The organism is Serratia sp. N21D137 (assembly GCF_047530005.1).
Taxonomy (GTDB): Bacteria; Pseudomonadota; Gammaproteobacteria; order Enterobacterales; family Enterobacteriaceae; genus Chania; species Chania fonticola_B.
This window is the reverse complement of the sequence record NZ_JBLJAJ010000003.1, coordinates 103,201-119,094: the sequence shown is the minus strand read 5'-3', so window position 1 is coordinate 119,094 and position 15,894 is coordinate 103,201. Positions and strand designations below refer to the sequence as shown.

General features: G+C 55.6%; 16 protein-coding genes. 8 read left to right on the top strand and 8 right to left on the bottom strand.

The window, feature by feature from the left end:
• The first annotated feature begins 207 nt into the window (after positions 1 to 207).
• The 4 genes from ACMV5H_RS03780 to kefC all read left to right on the top strand — a co-directional run bounded on the left by ACMV5H_RS03780 (position 208) and on the right by kefC (position 4,628).
• Entirely contained in the window at positions 208 to 846 is a 639-nt protein-coding gene (locus ACMV5H_RS03780) for a 2OG-Fe dioxygenase family protein (RefSeq protein ID WP_071682153.1), read from the top strand.
• A complete protein-coding gene (locus ACMV5H_RS03775; protein WP_414821478.1) occupies positions 843 to 2,084 on the top strand; it encodes a cysteine desulfurase-like protein in 1,242 nt (413 codons plus the stop codon). The genes ACMV5H_RS03780 and ACMV5H_RS03775 overlap by 4 nt, the downstream gene beginning before the upstream one ends.
• 137 nt (positions 2,085 to 2,221) lie before the next feature.
• Positions 2,222 to 2,782, top strand: coding sequence for a glutathione-regulated potassium-efflux system oxidoreductase KefF (gene kefF / locus ACMV5H_RS03770; RefSeq protein ID WP_059201950.1), 561 nt, complete (start codon positions 2,222 to 2,224; stop codon positions 2,780 to 2,782).
• Positions 2,775 to 4,628, top strand: coding sequence for a glutathione-regulated potassium-efflux system protein KefC (gene kefC, locus ACMV5H_RS03765; protein ID WP_021179268.1), 1,854 nt, complete (start codon positions 2,775 to 2,777; stop codon positions 4,626 to 4,628). Before kefF ends, kefC begins: the two co-directional genes overlap by 8 nt.
• Positions 4,629 to 4,661: 33 nt before the next feature.
• Here the strand turns inward: kefC and ACMV5H_RS03760 are convergent, their stop codons facing one another.
• Positions 4,662 to 5,276, bottom strand: a complete 615-nt coding sequence (locus ACMV5H_RS03760) for a LysE family translocator (RefSeq protein WP_414821477.1) — start codon at positions 5,274 to 5,276, stop codon at positions 4,662 to 4,664.
• A 126-nt stretch (positions 5,277 to 5,402) separates the two neighbouring features.
• On the opposite strand from ACMV5H_RS03760, the gene ACMV5H_RS03755 reads away from it, so the two are divergent.
• From ACMV5H_RS03755 to folA, 3 genes are all read left to right on the top strand, one after another.
• The gene (locus ACMV5H_RS03755) at positions 5,403 to 6,203 is read left to right on the top strand and encodes a threonine/serine ThrE exporter family protein (RefSeq protein ID WP_039995480.1); all 801 of its coding nucleotides are present in this window, start codon (positions 5,403 to 5,405) and stop codon (positions 6,201 to 6,203) included.
• Complete coding sequence (locus tag ACMV5H_RS03750; RefSeq protein WP_021179271.1) at positions 6,200 to 6,664, top strand: threonine/serine exporter; 465 nt, start codon at positions 6,200 to 6,202, stop codon at positions 6,662 to 6,664. The genes ACMV5H_RS03755 and ACMV5H_RS03750 overlap by 4 nt, the downstream gene beginning before the upstream one ends.
• Positions 6,665 to 6,805: 141 nt before the next feature.
• Entirely contained in the window at positions 6,806 to 7,288 is a 483-nt protein-coding gene (folA, locus tag ACMV5H_RS03745) for a type 3 dihydrofolate reductase (RefSeq protein ID WP_024483559.1), read from the top strand.
• A 46-nt stretch (positions 7,289 to 7,334) separates the two neighbouring features.
• On the opposite strand, the gene apaH is transcribed toward folA, so the two are convergent.
• The 6 genes from apaH to lptD form a co-directional block, all read right to left on the bottom strand.
• Positions 7,335 to 8,186, bottom strand: a complete 852-nt coding sequence (gene apaH / locus ACMV5H_RS03740; RefSeq protein ID WP_223498872.1) for a bis(5'-nucleosyl)-tetraphosphatase (symmetrical) ApaH — start codon at positions 8,184 to 8,186, stop codon at positions 7,335 to 7,337.
• A gap of 1 nt (position 8,187) precedes the next feature.
• Positions 8,188 to 8,565, bottom strand: a complete 378-nt coding sequence (gene apaG / locus ACMV5H_RS03735; RefSeq protein ID WP_039995481.1) for a Co2+/Mg2+ efflux protein ApaG — start codon at positions 8,563 to 8,565, stop codon at positions 8,188 to 8,190.
• Between the two features lie 13 nt (positions 8,566 to 8,578).
• The gene (gene rsmA / locus ACMV5H_RS03730) at positions 8,579 to 9,397 is read right to left on the bottom strand and encodes a 16S rRNA (adenine(1518)-N(6)/adenine(1519)-N(6))-dimethyltransferase RsmA (protein ID WP_021179275.1); all 819 of its coding nucleotides are present in this window, start codon (positions 9,395 to 9,397) and stop codon (positions 8,579 to 8,581) included.
• Positions 9,390 to 10,382 (bottom strand): 4-hydroxythreonine-4-phosphate dehydrogenase PdxA, encoded by a 993-nt coding sequence (gene pdxA / locus ACMV5H_RS03725; RefSeq protein WP_179252371.1) that lies wholly within the window; start codon positions 10,380 to 10,382, stop codon positions 9,390 to 9,392. The genes rsmA and pdxA overlap by 8 nt, the downstream gene beginning before the upstream one ends.
• The gene (gene surA, locus ACMV5H_RS03720) at positions 10,369 to 11,670 is read right to left on the bottom strand and encodes a peptidylprolyl isomerase SurA (protein ID WP_094982160.1); all 1,302 of its coding nucleotides are present in this window, start codon (positions 11,668 to 11,670) and stop codon (positions 10,369 to 10,371) included. Before surA ends, pdxA begins: the two co-directional genes overlap by 14 nt.
• 67 nt (positions 11,671 to 11,737) lie before the next feature.
• Entirely contained in the window at positions 11,738 to 14,104 is a 2,367-nt protein-coding gene (gene lptD / locus ACMV5H_RS03715) for an LPS assembly protein LptD (protein ID WP_414821476.1), read from the bottom strand.
• 230 nt (positions 14,105 to 14,334) lie between these two features.
• On the opposite strand from lptD, the gene djlA reads away from it, so the two are divergent.
• The gene (gene djlA / locus ACMV5H_RS03710; protein WP_021179279.1) at positions 14,335 to 15,168 is read left to right on the top strand and encodes a co-chaperone DjlA; all 834 of its coding nucleotides are present in this window, start codon (positions 14,335 to 14,337) and stop codon (positions 15,166 to 15,168) included.
• 38 nt (positions 15,169 to 15,206) lie between these two features.
• Here djlA and rluA read toward each other — a convergent pair whose 3' ends face one another.
• Positions 15,207 to 15,857: a bifunctional tRNA pseudouridine(32) synthase/23S rRNA pseudouridine(746) synthase RluA gene (gene rluA, locus ACMV5H_RS03705; protein WP_059199722.1), complete on the bottom strand. Its 651-nt coding sequence runs from the start codon at positions 15,855 to 15,857 to the stop codon at positions 15,207 to 15,209.
• Positions 15,858 to 15,894: the final 37 nt, after the last annotated feature.

The window sequence follows — 15,894 nt, the reverse complement described above, 5'->3', positions numbered from 1 at the left end:
TTGGTTGCCACTGAGGCGCTGCTTTTGCAGCGCCTTTTTTGTTGCCGCAGCCCCCCAAAGGTTGCGGTTTGCGGCTTGTGCTGATTTTGTAGGGGTGCGTCATATTTTTGGGATGACAAATTTGATATCCCATTATCTTTATCTATTTTTAATGGTGATTACTGTTATTTTCTGTTGTGAAACAGGCCTGTTCAATAAGGTGTCATCATGCTCAACAAACACGAGAATATCCTGCAGATCACCCATCTTAGCCAGGAAGGGATTGCTCAACTGGCTCCTTCATTCAACACGCTTCCCCACACCCAGCATGCGGATGGCAAGTACCGCCTGCGGCGTTATTCCGTCCTGCGTTTTCAGCAAGGCTTGGTGGTAGAGACGGGCAAACATGAGTTTGTACAGTCTGAGGATATCAACCATTTTCAGGGCAATATCGTCCGCCAATTCGAACCGCTCTTGACCACGACCTGGCAAAATGAGGGGATGCGCGAAATGTGCGAGGTCTTTGTTAATAGCAATGACCTACCGGACAACCAGGAGATAGAGATCCACCAAATCCGCATTACCACCACCTATGTTGAAACTCAGGTGGCACCGGAAGGTATCCATCGCGATGGTTTTGATCACATCGCGATAGTCGGTATCGACAGGCATAACATTGTCGGCGGGGATATCCTGCTCTATAACAGCAATCGCGAAGAGCCATTTTTCCGTAAGGTGTTGGAAAATGGCGAAGTTGCCATGATTGCAGACAGTAAGTTGTGGCATAACGCCTGCCCAATCCGTGCCGTCGAGACAGATAAAGAAGGGCATATGGATGTTTTTGTTCTGACAGCGAGGGTGGCATGAAATTTACGCCTGAACAAAGCCGGATGCAATTTAGCGCTCTGGGTCAGCTGTATCAAGGAAAAAGCGTGGTGTTCTTTGATGGCCCCGGTGGCTCACAGGTCCCGCGCACGGTATTAGACAAGATGGTCGATTATTTGGGCCACCATAATGCCAACCTGGGGGGACACTATTTTTCCAGCAAAGCCACTGAGCGAGTGATGTTACAAGCCAGAGAGTCTGTTCGGGCGTTGTTGAATGCCAGCTCGGCCGACAATATTGTCTTTGGCGCCAATATGACCTCACTGACTTTTCAACTGAGCCGCGCCATCAGCCGGGATTGGCAAGCCGGGGACGAGGTGATCGTCACCGCTCTGGATCACTATGCGAACGTATCGAGCTGGCAACAGGCCGCTGCCGATAAACAGGTCGTTGTTCATCAGGCCCCGGTTAATGAGCAGGATTGTACGTTAGACGTCGATAAACTTTGTGCGCTTATTAACGCCAAAACCCGATTGGTGGCTGTTACCTATGCGTCAAATACCACAGGTTCGATCGTGGATTTAAAGCGTATCGTTGAGGCGGCGCACCAGGTAGGCGCTTTGGTTTATGTAGATGCTGTGCACTATGCTCCACACCGTCTGATTGATGTTCAGGCGTTGGGTTGCGACATACTCCTGTGTTCCGCGTATAAGTTTTTTGGCCCACACGTCGGGATTGCCTATCTGGCTACGCCGTGGTTACAAACGTTACGTCCTTACAAGGTCGAGCCGGCCACCGATCTTGGCCCTGGGCGTTTCGAGACGGGAACTCAGAGTTTTGAAGGGCTTGCGGGAGTGACTGCTGCGATCGAATACCTGGCTCAGTGGGGAGAACCCGGCGCGCCGTTGCGCCAGCGCTTGCAAGACAGCTTTAGCCAACTCAGTCAGCATGAAGAAGCGCTCAGCGCTTATTTCCTGGAAAAACTACGGCAAGTGAAGGGGGCGCGCTTGTACGGTATCGATCGGCCCGATGCCAACCGCCGGACCCCGACTTTTGCCGTGACGTTTGCGCACGGGCTGCCTGAAGAGGTTGCCAAGGCGCTGGGAGAACACAATATTTGTGTCGGCAACGGGCATTTTTATGCGCTGGGGCTGGTCCGCCAACTGGGTCTGGAGCAACGTGGCGGTGTCGTGCGGATCGGATTAATGCACTACAACACCCGCCAGGAAATTGACCGTTTGTTTGAGATTATCAACACGTTGAATCAGTCACTGCCGTAAGCCGGTGATGCCATATCGCCCCCATATCCTGACGATCAGGGGATGGGGGCATCGTGAGCCAGCAAGTTTTCATGCCAGTAATGGCGACACTATGACTGGTATATACTCGTTGTATGAAACGCAACAACGAGAAGCGCATGATCCTGATTATTTACGCCCATCCCTATCCTCGGCATTCTCATGCCAACCAACGGTTGCTACAGGCGGTAAAAGACATTCCCGGCGTGGAAGTTCGTGCACTGTATGAACTGTATCCGGATTTTAATATCGATATCAACGCCGAACAGCGGGCGTTGGAACGGGCCGATATGGTGGTTTTACAGCATCCGATGCAGTGGTATAGCTTGCCGCCGTTGCTGAAACTGTGGATCGACAAAGTGCTGGAGCATGGCTGGGCCTATGGCCACGAGGGCAACGCCCTGGTGGGGAAAGACTGCCTATGGGCGGTCACCAGCGGCGGAGATGAGCAGCATTTCGCGTTGGGCGATTACCCCAACTTTGCCGCACTGGGCCAGCCGCTGCAGGCCACAGCGATTTACTGCGGTATGAAGTGGCAACCGTATTTTGCCGTGCACAACACCTTTACCTGTAACGAACCGGCCTTGATCGCCGCTGGAGAAGCCTATCGCCAGCGGCTGGTGCAGTATCTGATGGAACACAGTGATCCAGCAGCAGAGCAGGAGTCCGTGCATGGATAACCACTCGATGATGATTGAAGGGCTGATCTATCTGGGATCGGCCGGACTGTTGGTGCCGATTGCCGTACGCCTGGGATTGGGATCGGTACTTGGCTACCTGATTGCGGGCTGTGTCATTGGCCCCTGGGGGTTGAAACTGGTTTCCGATCCCGAGTCGATACTGACCTTTGCCGAAATCGGCGTGGTATTGATGCTGTTTATCATCGGGCTGGAGCTGGATCCCCGGCGGTTGTGGACGCTGCGGGCAGCGGTCTTTGGCGGTGGGAGCATCCAGATGGTGGGATGCGGTCTGGTGCTGAGCGCCTTCTGCTATTTCCTCGGCCTGAATTGGCAGGTGGCCTTGCTGATTGGCTTGACGTTGGCTCTCTCCTCTACGGCGATCGCCATGCAGGCGATGAGTGAGCGTAACCTGACGCCTTCGCCGATTGGCCGCAGCTCGTTTGCGGTGCTGTTGTTCCAGGATATTGCCGCCATCCCCTTGGTGGCGATGATCCCACTGCTAGCCAGCAGCGGTGCGGCTACCACGCTGGGTGCCTTTGTGTTTTCTGCTGCCAAGGTGGTGGGGGCGCTGGCGGTCGTGGTGTTACTGGGGCGCTATGTGACCCGGCCCTTGCTGCACTTTGTGGCGCGTTCCGGCATGCGTGAAGTCTTTAGCGCCGTGGCGCTGTTCCTGGTGTTTGGCTTTGGCATTCTGCTGGAGATGGCTGGGCTATCGATGGCGATGGGAGCCTTTCTGGCTGGCGTGTTGCTGGCCAGTTCCGAATACCGCCATGCGCTGGAAAGCGATATTCAGCCATTTAAAGGCCTGCTGCTTGGGCTGTTCTTTATCGGCGTGGGGATGTCAATCGACTTTGGCACGCTGTTCCATCATCCGTTGCTGATCGCCTCGCTGTTACTGGGTTTTATGCTGCTGAAGGCGGCACTGTTGTGGCTGGTTGCGCCAATGCTTGGGGTACCCAAGCGCCAGCGCGGGCTATTCGCCATTTTGCTGGGGCAGGGCAGTGAGTTTGCCTTTGTGATCTTTGCTGCGGCACAGATGGCCGGTGTATTACCGCTCGAATGGGCTAAATCGCTGACGTTGGCCGTTGCACTTTCGATGGCCGCTACGCCATTGCTGCTGGTGGTTGCCGCTCGCCTGGCCAAGAATGCCCCACAGGACGAACGCCCGGCAGACGTGATCGACGAAGAGAATGCCAGCGTGATCATCGCCGGTTTTGGCCGTTTTGGCCAGATCGCCGGCCGTATGCTGCTGGCTAACGGCGTGCATACCGTGGTGTTGGATCACGATCCGGACCATATCGAAACGCTGCGCAAATTTGGTACCAAGGTGTTCTATGGCGATGCGACGCGAGCCGATCTGTTGGAAGCCGCGGGGGCAGAACATGCCAAAATCCTGATTAACGCCATCGACGATGTGGAAGCCAACCTGCAACTGACGGCGTTGGTCAAACGCCATTTCCCGCACCTGAAAGTGGTGGCGCGTGCCCGCGATGTGGATCACTGGTATCAACTGCGGCAGTTGGGGGTGGAGAAACCCGCACGGGAAACCTTTGAAAGCTCGTTGCTGATCGGCAGAGAAACTCTCGAGCTGCTGGGGCTGGACGCCTACGAAGCCCGTGAAAAGGCGGATACCTTCCGGCGTTATAACCTGAAGATGCTGGAGGATACGTTGGAGAACTACGAAGACACCGAGTTCCGGGTCGCCAGCCTGCAACGGGCTAAAGAAATGCTGTCTTCGGCCATCGAGCAAGATCAGAAGCGCCTATCTCACGTGCAGCAAAACGGCTGGCGCGGCAGTATTGATGGCAAAGCACCGGAGGAAGAGGTCGTAGAGGCGAAAGGGTAATAGCTTGGCGAGGGTTTTACCCTCGCCGGTTTTTTAGCTCAGCGCGACTTTGATACCCAAGGCGATTAACATCCCACCCAACAGCTTATCGACCACCTTCTGGGTTTTCTCCAGCCCACGGCGCACCGGTCCGCTTTGGATCAAAAACACCAGCACCGGCCACCAAACGGCGGAAAGGCCGAAAATAATTCCGGCGTACCACAGCTTTTCACCCAGGCCGGAGTTGATTTGCAGTACCTGGGTAAACACCGCCAGGAAGAACAGCGTGGCTTTCGGGTTGAGCAGATTACACAGGTACCCTTGTACAAAGGCGCTTTTCAGGCTGACCTGCTGTTGAGGCAGGCTGCTGACGCTCATCTTGCAGCCCCCGCGTGATAACAGGGCTTGAATGCCAACCCAGATCAGGTACACCGCACCGGCGTATTTCAGCACGTTGAATAACCACGGCGTGGTGGTGATCACCACCGCCAGGCCCGCGACACAGTAAGACATGTGAGTTGCCACGCCGCAGATCACGCCGAACGCGGTCATCATTGCTGCCAGGCGCGGATAGCGCGCCGTATTTTTAATCACCAGAAAAAAGTCTGGCCCGGGGGAAAGCATGCCGAGCGTGGCAATACCGGCGACAAACAATGAGGTTTCAAGCATGAGCGAGTCTCTGAAAAAGGCCTAATTCTGCTGATAATAACGCCACTCCTCCTGACGTGCATCAACCTATTACACTAATCTCTGGTTATATGATGGGGCTTCATTAAGAGGAAGTGATTGAGCGATATGAAAAAGGAATTAACCGCAGAGCTACCCGGTGTAAACCAGCAACAGCGTGAAATCACCCGTCTGTGTATTCAGTGTGCGTTGCTGTTGCTACAGCACGGAGCGGAAAGCATGGTGGTGGAACAACTCTCGACTCGCCTGGGTCTGGCGCTTGGTATGGATAGTGTAGAAAGCTCCATCTCGGCTAACGCCGTGGTGCTGACCACCATCAGCAATGAAGCCTGCCTGACCACCACGCGGAAGAACGTCGATCGCGGGATCAACATGCAAATGGTGACCGAGGTCCAGCACATTGTGATCCTGGCGGAACACCATTTGGCCGACGTCCATGACGTGGCTCGGCGCTTTGAAAAGATCCGCCCGCTACGCTACCCGCGTTGGCTGGTGGTGCTGATGGTGGGGTTGTCCTGTGGCTGTTTCAGCATGCTCAACGGCGGTGGGCCAGATGCTTTTGCGGTCACCTTTATGGCCAGCGGCCTGGCGATGTTTGTGCGCCAGATGCTGACCGCTCGCCATATGAATCCGCTGATCAACTTTTGCCTGACGGCCTTTGTGGCCACGTCGGTATCCGGCCTGCTGTTACGCGTGCCGTTTTTCCACCAAACCTCCAGCGTGGCGATGGCGGCCAGCGTACTGTTGCTGGTGCCCGGTTTCCCGCTGATCAACGCGGTAGCCGATATGTTTAAAGGCCACGTGAATACCGGTCTGGCCCGCTGGGCGATGGCCAGTTTGCTGACGTTGGCAACCTGCATCGGCGTGGTAATGGCGATGTCGCTGTGGGATTTACGGGGGTGGTCATGAGCCTGCTGTGGGCGCTGTTACAGGACATGCTGTTGGCGGCGGTACCCGCGCTCGGCTTTGCCATGGTGTTCAATGTGCCGGTACGAGCGCTGCGCTATTGTGCCTTGCTCGGGGCGCTGGGGCATGGATCGCGTATGCTGCTGATGCATTTTGGCATGAATATCGAGTGGGGTTCGTTCCTGGCCGCCATTCTGATCGGCATCATCGGCATTTATTGGTCACGCTGGCTGCTGGCGCATCCCAAGGTGTTCACCGTTGCGGCGGTGATCCCGATGTTCCCCGGTATTTCAGCCTATACCGCGATGATCAGCGTGGTGGAAATTTCGCATTTGGGCTACAGCGAAGCCCTGATGTCGGTGATGATCTCTAACTTCCTCAAGGCCTGTTTTATTGTGGGAGCCTTGTCGATCGGCCTGTCGGTACCGGGTCTGTGGCTGTATCGTAAACGTCCCGGCGTTTAGGGATTTTTCTAAGGATCTGGGATTATTAGAGTTTATCTTCAGAGCCGTCCGATATATGAGTATCGCTCGATTCGTCTATCGACGGTGGCCGGGGCTTTACGTATAGTGTGAGCAATTTTGCTGCCTATACAGGGTTAAACAATGATTATCAGCCTGATTGCTGCTTTGGCGGCGGATCGCGTTATTGGTATGGAAAATGCCATGCCGTGGCACCTGCCGGAGGATTTGGCGTGGTTTAAACGTAACACGCTAAACAAACCGGTGATTATGGGCCGTAAGACCTTTGAGTCGATTGGCCGTCCCTTGCCGGGCCGTCATAATATCGTATTAAGCAGCCAGCCGGGTAAAGAACCTGGCGTGACCTGGGTAACTTCGCTGGAGGAGGCTTTGGCTGCGGCTGGCGAGGTGGAGGAAGTGATGGTGATGGGCGGTGGCAGCATTTATAGCCAGTTCCTGCCACGGGCTTCCCGAATGTATCTGACGCATATCGATGCTGAAGTAGGCGGAGATACCTACTTCCCGGATTACGAGCCAGACGAATGGGAAACCTCATTCAGCGCCTTCCACGATGCGGACGCACTGAACTCGCACGGCTACTGTTTTGAGATTTTGGAACGCCGCTAAGGCGGGTTAGCTATCAAATGGGCACCCTTGGGTGCCCATTGTCGTTTTAAGAAGCCGCCAGCGTATCCGCGCCGTCTATCGCATCACGGCGGTTGCTTGGCTGGGTAAAGTAGCGCTTGTCTTCCCAACGTAGCAGGGTCAAATCCCCACCCCAACAGCAGCCGGTATCCAGACCGATGATGCCTTCCGGCGTGCCTCTGCCTTCCAGTGAAGCCCAGTGACCGAAGATGATACTGTACTCGGGGTCGACCAGACGCGGCAGATCAAACCAGGGTTTCAGCGGAGCGGGAGCGGTGCCCGGCGCATCTTTGCAGATCATGTCCAACTGGCCGTTAGGGAAGCAATAGCGCATGCGGGTCAAGGCATTGGTGCTAAAGCGTAGGCGTGCAAGCCCACTCAGCTCTGGGCTCCAGTTGTTGGGCATATCGCCGTACATCGCATCCAGAAATAACGGATAACTGTCGCTGCTGAGTACCGCTTCCACTTCACGGGCACACATCTGTGCGGTCTCGATATCCCACTGTGGGGTAATGCCGGCGTGGCCCATGATCAGTTTGCGTTCATCATCCACCTGTAGCACTGGTTGGCGACGCAGCCAGTTGATCAACTCGTCAGCATCAGGTGCTTCGAGCAAGGGGGTAATGCGGTCTTTGGGTTTGTTACGGCTGATACCGGCGTACACCGCCAGCAGGTGCAGGTCATGGTTACCCAGAACCATGCGCAATGCCGGGCCGAGAGAGCGGAGGTAGCGCAGCACTTCGAGCGAGCCAGGGCCACGGGCGACCAGGTCGCCAGTCAGCCACAGTTGGTCTTGCAGGGGATCGAAATCAACCTGAGCTAATAGCGACTGCAGTTCATCGAAACAGCCATGAACGTCGCCGATAAGATATGTCGACATATTAGTGGATCAGCGTAGGGATGGCTAAACGGAACACCGGAATGGCGGTACGGAATGGCTGACCCTGCTGATCAACCATTTCATAGTGGCCTTCCATGGTGCCCAGCGGGGTTTCGAGTATCGCACCGCTGGTATATTGGAACTCGCTGCCGGGCCGGATAATGGGCTGTTCACCGATCACCCCCTCGCCCTGAACCTCGGTTTGGCGGCCGTTGCTGTTGGTGATCAGCCAGTAACGGCCCAGCAGTTGCACGTCAAAGCGCCCCAGATTACGGATGGTAACGGTATACGCGAAGACGTAACGTTCTTCCTCAGGTATCGATTGTGATTCCACATACACACTCTGTACCTGCACACATACACGGGGCGAATCAATCATGACAACTGCTCCTTTATTGCTGCTGCGCCTGCTGTTGTGAAAGCCAGTTAGCCAGCTTACAGTACTGCGCTACAGAAATATTCTCTGCTCTGAGCGTCGGATCGACGCCGAGTTCCGTCAACTGTTCCGGGGTGAAAAGATCGCCCAGGCTGTTGCGGATGGTTTTTCTGCGTTGGTTAAATGCCTGGGTGGTCACACGGCTGAGCATGCGCACATCGCCGACAATATTGGGCATCACCAGATGTGGTACCAGACGAACCACGGCAGAATCGACTTTAGGCGGCGGTGCGAACGCCGTCGGCGGCACTTCCAACACCGGAATAACGTTACAATAATACTGCGCCATCACGGTCAAACGCCCGTATGCCTTGCTGTTTGGGCCGGCAACCAGACGGTTGACCACCTCCTTTTGCAGCATAAAATGCATGTCGCGGATAGCGGAAGTATAGCTGAAAAGGTGGAACATCAGCGGCGTCGAAATGTTATACGGCAGGTTGCCGAACACGCGCAACGATTGGCCTTCTACGGCTGCCAGCTCGGCGAAGTTCACCGTCATGGCATCTTGCTGATGAATGGTCAGCTTGTCTTTTAGCTGTGGGTGGTTGGCCAGGCGAGCCGCCAGATCGCGGTCAAGTTCAATGACCGTCATGCGGTCCATCCGTGCGCCAACCGGCTCGGTCAAGGCTCCCAGGCCTGGGCCGATTTCGACTACCGCTTCGCCCGGCTGTGGGTGAATGGCTGAGACAATGCTATCGATGACAAACTGATCGGTTAAAAAGTTCTGTCCAAAACGTTTGCGGGCAAAGTGCCCTTGGTGGACTCTATTATTCATTGCTGTTAATTATCATTTTAATGGCGAGAGCCAGGGCCGTTTTGAAGCTGCCTGCATCGGCAGTGCCGCTGCCAGCCAGTTCCAACGCGGTACCATGGTCGACCGAGGTACGGATAAAAGGCAAACCGAGGGTGATATTCACCGCCCGACCAAACCCCTGGTATTTTAGTACAGGCAAGCCCTGATCGTGATACATCGCCAGCACCGCATCTGCATGTTGCAGATATTTGGGCTGGAACAGCGTATCCGCCGGGAGCGGGCCAATCAGCTGGATACCGCGGCTGCGCAGCTCGTCCAAAGCCGGAATAATCACATCCAGCTCTTCACGGCCCATATGGCCGCCTTCCCCCGCGTGTGGGTTTAGCCCACAGACGTAAATCAGCGGGTGTGGGATGCCAAACTGGTTTTTCAGATCCCGATCGAGAATGGTGATCACTTCGAACAGGCTCTGTTGGGTAATGGCGCCCGGGACTGCAAGTAACGGCAGATGGGTCGTTGCCAGAGCGACGCGCAGTTCCTCGGTAGCCAGCATCATCACCACGCGTTCACAATGGCTGCGATCGGCAAAGAACTCGGTGTGGCCGGTAAAGGAGACGCCAGCGTCGTTGATGATGCTTTTGTTGACCGGGCCAGTGACCAGTGCGGCGAACTCACCGTTCAGGCAACCGTCACAGGCACGTGCCAGAGTTTCTACCACATAGGCACTGTTAGCGACGTTAAGTTCGCCAGCAACCACGGCCGCCGGGGCTGCAACGGGCAATACCGTTAATGTCCCGGCACGCTGTGGCTGCGCAGCCTGGCCTGGCTGGTAGTCGCGCAGCGTGAGCGGTAACGCCAACTGGCGGGCGCGCTCAAGCAACAAGGCCGGATCGGCGCACACCACCAGCTCAACAGGCCAATCCTGTTGTGCCAGTACGGTGACCAAATCCGGCCCAACCCCGGCAGGCTCGCCGGGGGTGATGACGATACGGTTATTGTGGTGCATTGCTTCCATCGAGGATCTTCACGTAAGCAGCGGCACGTTGTTCCTGCATCCAGGTTTGCGCTTCTTCGGCAAACTTGCGGTTAAACAGCATGCGGTAGGCACGATCTTTCTGCGCCGCATCGGTTTTATCCACCTGGCGGGTATCCATCAACTGGATCAGATGCCAGCCAAAGGAAGAGTGTACCGGCTCGCTGACCTGGCCTTTTTGCAGCTTCAGCAGCGCATCGCGGAAGGCAGGATCGTACATGTCTGGCGAAGCCCAACCCAGATCGCCGCCCTGCAGGGCAGAGCCTGGATCTTGTGACAGCTGTTTGGCTTCGTCTTCAAACTTCGCTTTGCCGCTCTTGATGGCCGCTGCCACTTCTTGCAGCTTGGCGCGTGCCTGATCGTCGGTCATCACCACTGAAGGTTTCAGCAGGATATGACGGGCATGCACTTCGGTCACGGAAATCGACTGGGTACCGCCACGGATATCGTTGACCTTCAGGATATGGAAGCCGACGCCGGAGCGGATTGGGCCAACCACGTCGCCTTTTTTGGCACTGGACAGACGTTCAGCAAACAGCGTTGGCATTTCCTGCAGTTTACCCCAACCCATCTGGCCGCCTTTCAGCGCCTGTGAGTCGGCAGAGTAGGTGATCGCCAGTTTGCCGAAATCGGCACCGCCGGTCGCTTCACCCGCCAGGCGTTTTGCCAGCGCTTCGGCTTCATCAACCTGCTTCTGCGATGGGTTTTCTGGCAGCGGGATCAGGATGTGGCTGATGTTGATGTCGGTTTCACCGCCGTTCTGTGCGCCGACCTGTTTGGCCAACGCGTCAACTTCCTGCGGCAGGATGGTGACACGGCGACGCACTTCGTTGTTACGCACTTCCGAGGTCAGCATTTCCTTGCGGATCTGCGCACGGTAAGTGTTGTAGTTCAGACCTTCATACGCCAAGCGGCTACGCAGTTGATCCAGACTCATCTTGTTCTGGGCGGCGATGTTGCCGATCGCCTTGTCCAGATCGGCATCGCTGACGGTGATCCCCATTTTTTGCGCCATCTGCAGCAGGATGTTATCCATAATCAGACGTTCAAGGATCTGGTGACGCAACGTATTGTCGTCTGGCAATTGCTGGCCAGCCTGCTGTGCGTTGAGTTTCACCGATTGCATCAGGCCGTTCACGTCGCTCTCGAGGACTACGCCGTTATCGACGACGGCGGCGACTTTATCCATTTGTTGCGGTGCTGCGAACGCGGTATTGGCACAAACCACCAATCCGAGAAGAAGCGTTCTCCAGTTCTTCATACATTTCCCGTTATCTGTTTCCGCAAATGCGGGTGAAAGTTGTTTTTTTTCAATTCGTTAATCAATATCAGAATGCGCGCTGGTAAGGCAGAATACCCGAGCGCAGCATTTCATTGGTGCCAAGGCTGTGATCGCTGCTCAAACCGCGCAGCTCGACGTTGAATGAAACTTTGTTATCGTACTTGCTGACCTGATTGCCGTTGTCCCAATCGGTGATCTTGCGCTCATAACCCACGTTAACCGCCCAGCAGCAGGTGTTATAACGCAGGCCGACCAATTGGTTGGCGGTTTGTTTCGCACGGGTATCGTAGTAATACGCCCCGACCACCGCCCAACGATCGGCAATCGGCCAACTGGCCACCATACCGACCTGTGAAATACCGTCCTGATAGCCTGGGTTGCTGATATCCGGCAGGGTTGCCGAAATATATTCCGGGCTGGCATAACGATAGTTCAACTGCACCATGCGATTCTGATCCTGACGATATTCCACAACCGCGTCGCCTAACGCGACGCTATCGAGACGGGTGTCGTATTGCACACCACCACGCAGGCCCCAGCGATCGTCAATCTTCCAATAGGTGTCACCAGCCCAGACGACGCTGCCGGTATCATCGCTATTATCAAAGTTGCTACTTTGATCCCCGGTCCGCGAGCGACTGAGGTAGTAGATTTGACCTACGGATACGTTAAAACGTTCAACCAGTGCTTCATCATAAATACGCGAGGTGACACCGGCTGCTACGCGGTTCTGCGAGGCGACACGATCAAGGCCGCTGTAGGAACGGTCGCGGAACAGGCCTGAGTAGTCGGTTTGCAGCAGGGTTGAGTCATAGGTATAGATGTTGCTTTGGTCGCGATAAGGCACGTACAGGTACTGCATACGCGGCTCAATGGTTTGGGTAAAACCTTCTGACCAATCCATTGGGCGTTCGAACACCACTTTGCCGTCGGTCTTGAACTGCGGCAGTACGCGGTTGACCGAATCTTCCAGATCGGGAACCGGGCTCCCCGGGTTACGGCTAGCATAGTCGGCGGCAAAACCGTTCGGGATGGTCTGCTGGAAATGCGTCGCCATCAGTTTGGCTTCGGTATTCAGGCTACCCCAACTGTTGGCCAACGGCAGATTGATCGCCGGTGCTACATGCCAACGAGTGGCTTTCGGGTTATTTGGGTTGACGCTGGTAAAGTTGGCAACCTGGGCGTAGGTGTGGAAATCAAACGGGCCAATATCCGATTTATAGTAGTTGAGATCCAACTGCGGCTGTGCACGGTAGGCGTTTTGGTTGCCCACCCCGCTGAAGATCTGGAACTGCTTGGAAGCCAACGTAGCATCCCAGTTCTCATCGGCATAACCGACGCTGAACTTCTGCGTGGCGTAGCCATCGGTGGTGGAGCCGTATTTGGAGTCCAGATCGGTGAAGTAATAAGGGTCGCTGACCTTGGTGTAGTCGACGTTGAAACGCCACACCTGATTCATTACGCCGTTATGGCCCCAGTAGAACAGCCAACGCTTACTGTCGTCGACATCCCCATGGTCTTTTTCGAACTGCCTATCGCTTGGCAGCCAGTCGAAGGCCATGGTGCCCAGACCCGGTTGCAGCAGATAACGGAATTCGTTCTGCCACTGCAGGCCACGATTCGTCATGTAATGCGGGGTGATGGTGGCATCAAAGTTTGGCGCAATGTTCCAGTAATACGGCAGCATGAACTCGAAGCCGTTATTACTGCCATATTTGGCATTGGGGATCAGGAAGCCGGAGCGGCGTTTATTGCCCACTGGCAGCTGCAAATAGGGGCTGTAGAACACCGGCACCTTGCCAATCTTGAAGCGGGCGTTCCACACTTCGGCCACTTCTTCTTCGCGATCGAGGATCACTTCGGAGCCCACTACGCTCCAACTGTTATCGCCAGGCAGGCAAGAGGTGAAGGTACCGTTTTCCAGGATGGTGTAGCGGTTTTGGCCGCGCATCTTCATCTTGTCGGCGTCACCACGCCCTTGGCGACCTACCATCTGATAGTCGCCCTGATAGACGTCGGTATCTTTGGTGTTCAGGTTTGACCAGGCTTTAGGGCCTTTCAGTTTGATCTGATTATCCGCGTAGTTCACGTCACCGGTGGCGGTAACGGTACGGATCGGATCCGGTAGCCCATCTTTTTGCGTCTGCTTCAGCTCAACCTGCTTCGCCGTCAGGGTGCTGTTGCCCTGTTCGACGTTGACGTTGCCAGTGAACAGCGCGTTGTTCGGATAGTTGGCTTCTGAATCATCGGAAATGATGGTGACCGGCAGGCTGTTGGGGTCGCCGCTGATCAACGGTTTATCGTAAACAGGCACGCCGAGCATACATTGCTCGGCCAGATCTGCCAGCGCGTGCTGACTATAAATTGCCGTCCAAATCAACGTGGCCAGCAGTGTTGGGAAACTTTTTTTCATACGCGGTATTGGTGTTCCGTCATCAGAGGCGTCATGTCCGGCAAACGGTCAGAGACTATATCACTCATCAGCGTTGCGCTAGTGTTAAATCCTGCCGTTCGATTGCGTCGTCGTTAGGCGCAGAGATAAATGACAGGTATGATAATCGAATTCTTGGAAAAAATCGCCTTAACCCTTGCTCGTACCGATAGGGATACACAGCTTATTACGGTTTGATAGTTGGGGAGTATATGCAGTATTGGGGAAAACTGCTCGGAGTGATTGTCGCCATTTGGGCTGGCGGCGGATTCTGGGGTGTCGTGCTGGGGTTGATCGTTGGCCATATGATCGACACCGCACGTAATAACAAGCGCAGCCGGGGCTTCTTTACCGACCAGCAAACGCGGCAGACGTTATTTTTTCGCACTACCTTTCAGGTTATGGGGCATCTGACCAAATCGAAAGGGCGGGTGACCGAAGCCGATATCCAGATAGCCAGCCTGTTTATGGACCGCCTGCAGCTGCATGGCGAAGCCCGTACCGCGGCGCAGCAAGCGTTCCGCGAAGGCAAGCACAGCCAGTTCCCGCTGCGTGAAACCTTGCAGCAGTTGCGCAGCATCTGTTTTGGTCGCTTTGATCTGATTCGGATGTTTCTGGAAATTCAAATCCAGGCCGCGTTTGCCGACGGTTCATTGCATCCGAATGAACGCCAGGTGCTGTATGTGATCGCCGAAGAGCTGGGCATTTCCCGCGCTCAGTTCGATCAGTTCCTCAGTATGATCGAAGGAGGGCGTCAGTTTGGCGGCGGCAGTTGGCAGGGGCAGCAAGGGGGATACTCCCAGGGCGGCTACCAGCAGGCGCAACGTGGCCCGACGCTGGAAGATGCCTGCAAGGTGCTGGGAGTGAACAGCAGCGACGATGCCACCACCATCAAGCGTGCCTATCGTAAGCTGATGGGCGAGCATCACCCGGATAAGTTGGTCGCCAAGGGATTGCCGCCGGAAATGATGGAGATGGCGAAACAGAAAGCGCAGGAGATCCAGGCCGCCTACGACCTAATCAAACGCGAGAAGGGCTTCAAGTAGTTGTCGTTAAGGGCGCCGTGTGCGGCGCCCTTAAAAACTCAGAAATCCGGCTCTACGCGAAAATGCATCGGTGTCTGGAACGCGGGATGGGTGATACGCAACTCTTGTGCGTGCAGTTGCAGGCGCGGTGCCATCGCCTTGGCCTCTGGCGGGGCGTAGAAGCCATCGCCGAGAATGGGGTGACCCAATGCCAGCATATGCACGCGCAATTGGTGTGAGCGCCCGGTGATGGGCAGCAGCTTGACCCGCGTGCTGCCATCCGGGTCCCGGGAAAGCACCACATATTCGGTCTGCGCAGCCTTGCCGGTTTCGAAACACACTTTCTGCAAGGGCCGGTTCGGCCAGTCGCAAATCAGCGGTAAATCCACCAACCCTTCATCCTGTGCCATATGCCCCCACACGCGGGCGATATAGCATTTTTTCGGCTCGCGCTCGCGGAACTGGCGTTTTAGCTCACGCTCGGCGGCCTTGTTCAATGCCACCACGATCACCCCGCTGGTAGCCATATCCAGGCGATGCACGGATTCTGCCGCCGGAAAGTCTGCCTGGATACGCGTCATCAGGCTGTCCTTGTTCTCCGGAGCACGGCCAGGCACGGAAAGCAGTCCGCTAGGTTTGTTGACCACGATGATGTGCTCATCCTGATACAGCACGTGCATCGGATCTTGCGGGGGATTGTAAGGTTCCATGTTAGCTCCGCTGAGAAGGGCAAACCGGGGAGCCAAG

Bases quoted from the DNA above. Each gene is read 5' to 3' on its own strand.
- ACMV5H_RS03780 (WP_071682153.1), top strand. From the start codon at position 208: ATGCTCAACAAACACGAGAATATCCTGCAGATCACCCATCTTAGCCAG.
- ACMV5H_RS03775 (WP_414821478.1), top strand. From the start codon at position 843: ATGAAATTTACGCCTGAACAAAGCCGGATGCAATTTAGCGCTCTGGGT.
- kefF (WP_059201950.1), top strand. From the start codon at position 2,222: ATGATCCTGATTATTTACGCCCATCCCTATCCTCGGCATTCTCATGCC.
- kefC (WP_021179268.1), top strand. From the start codon at position 2,775: ATGGATAACCACTCGATGATGATTGAAGGGCTGATCTATCTGGGATCG.
- ACMV5H_RS03760 (WP_414821477.1), bottom strand. From the start codon at position 5,276: ATGCTTGAAACCTCATTGTTTGTCGCCGGTATTGCCACGCTCGGCATG.
- ACMV5H_RS03755 (WP_039995480.1), top strand. From the start codon at position 5,403: ATGAAAAAGGAATTAACCGCAGAGCTACCCGGTGTAAACCAGCAACAG.
- ACMV5H_RS03750 (WP_021179271.1), top strand. From the start codon at position 6,200: ATGAGCCTGCTGTGGGCGCTGTTACAGGACATGCTGTTGGCGGCGGTA.
- folA (WP_024483559.1), top strand. From the start codon at position 6,806: ATGATTATCAGCCTGATTGCTGCTTTGGCGGCGGATCGCGTTATTGGT.
- apaH (WP_223498872.1), bottom strand. From the start codon at position 8,186: ATGTCGACATATCTTATCGGCGACGTTCATGGCTGTTTCGATGAACTG.
- apaG (WP_039995481.1), bottom strand. From the start codon at position 8,565: ATGATTGATTCGCCCCGTGTATGTGTGCAGGTACAGAGTGTGTATGTG.
- rsmA (WP_021179275.1), bottom strand. From the start codon at position 9,397: ATGAATAATAGAGTCCACCAAGGGCACTTTGCCCGCAAACGTTTTGGA.
- pdxA (WP_179252371.1), bottom strand. From the start codon at position 10,382: ATGCACCACAATAACCGTATCGTCATCACCCCCGGCGAGCCTGCCGGG.
- surA (WP_094982160.1), bottom strand. From the start codon at position 11,670: ATGAAGAACTGGAGAACGCTTCTTCTCGGATTGGTGGTTTGTGCCAAT.
- lptD (WP_414821476.1), bottom strand. From the start codon at position 14,104: ATGAAAAAAAGTTTCCCAACACTGCTGGCCACGTTGATTTGGACGGCA.
- djlA (WP_021179279.1), top strand. From the start codon at position 14,335: ATGCAGTATTGGGGAAAACTGCTCGGAGTGATTGTCGCCATTTGGGCT.
- rluA (WP_059199722.1), bottom strand. From the start codon at position 15,857: ATGGAACCTTACAATCCCCCGCAAGATCCGATGCACGTGCTGTATCAG.